The organism is Thermogemmatispora sp. (assembly GCF_042408735.1).
In the GTDB taxonomy this organism is placed as follows: domain Bacteria; phylum Chloroflexota; class Ktedonobacteria; order Ktedonobacterales; family Ktedonobacteraceae; genus Thermogemmatispora.
Genome location: NZ_JBHOQV010000193.1, coordinates 1 through 1,132, shown reverse-complemented (window position 1 = coordinate 1,132; position 1,132 = coordinate 1). Strand labels below are relative to the sequence as shown.

Sequence of the window (1,132 nt, the reverse complement as noted above, 5' to 3'; positions counted from 1 at the left end):
GGGAGCCAGATAGTTGCCGCGCAGGATGGCGCGCAAAACATAATGCTGGAAGTCGAGGCGGTTGACCTCGCCCAGGTCCTTGGGGAGCAGGTAGGGCTGCTCCTGCAAATAGCGGCGGGAGCCGCGCAGGCGGGGAAGGGCCACCTCACCTGGCGGCAGGCGGCCCGAGGAAGGGGTGAGTGCAGCAGAGGGAGAGGCGGAAGCGGAGCCGCGAGAGCGACGACGGAAGAACCACCACGGCATAAAGCAGTTCCCTCCTTTCCTTCCAGGAAAGCTTCTCCATCCCTTGGTATCATTACATCTTTTGTCCGTAAGCCACGGTATAGCTATACTTTGTCCGATGAAGATTGAATTCTTGCATCATCGTCTCAATGGCTGTAGCGACCTCCTGCTCAGTCATACCGAATCGGAAGGCGATGGGAGCGCTGAGCGCCTTTGCGCCTTCTTGGAAATTCAAGGCCATCAGAGAACCTATACGTCCCCCCCACTCACCGACCGGAACTTCTCTCTGGTGACACTGAATGTTCACAAGACCGGCCTCTGCCAGATAGCGCTCGAGTAAGCGAGCCACCTTTCCTTCGCTATCGAGGCCGCGCAGGGCAGCCAGTTGTCCGCCCAAGTCAAAAAGCTTCTGCGTAGTGGGACCGGAGGGAGTCAGATCTTGTGCGGCAATACTGGCCTCAACCAGCTCGACCCAGCCGCCGGGGGCGGTGACGCGGGCCAGCTCCTGGACGGCGCTGGGCCAGCCCGAGAGAGGAATAGCCAGGAAGAGCAGGCGCTGATGGACGAAGTCGAAGGAGTTGTTGTCGAAGGGGAGGCCCTGCAGGAGATCGCCCTGAACGAAGCGGTAGTTGGCGGGAGGCGAGGAGCTGGTCTTGGCTGGCTCGAGGTCGAAGCCGATGACCTCAGCCTGAGGGAACTGGCGGGCGAGTTCGAAGGCCCACTGACCGGTGCCGCAGCCGACATCGAGGATGCGGCGAGGCTGCTGGACGGGAGCCAGATAGTTGCCGCGCAGGATGGCGCGCAAAACATAATGCTGGAAGTCGAGGCGGTTGACCTCGCCCAGGTCCTTGGGGAGCAGGTAGGGCTGCTCCTGCAAATAGCGGCGGGAGCCGCGCAGGCGGGGAAGGGC

At 61.8% G+C, this 1,132-nt stretch carries 1 protein-coding gene and 1 pseudogene; both read right to left on the bottom strand.

What is annotated here, in order from left to right; genetic code table 11:
• A pseudogene (locus ACFMO7_RS20815) lies at window positions 1-243 on the bottom strand (hypothetical protein); the annotation flags it as partial.
• Between the two features lie 52 nt (window positions 244-295).
• Window positions 296-1,132: class I SAM-dependent methyltransferase (locus ACFMO7_RS20810; RefSeq protein ID WP_376797406.1), on the bottom strand; the 837-nt coding region annotated here is incomplete at its 5' end.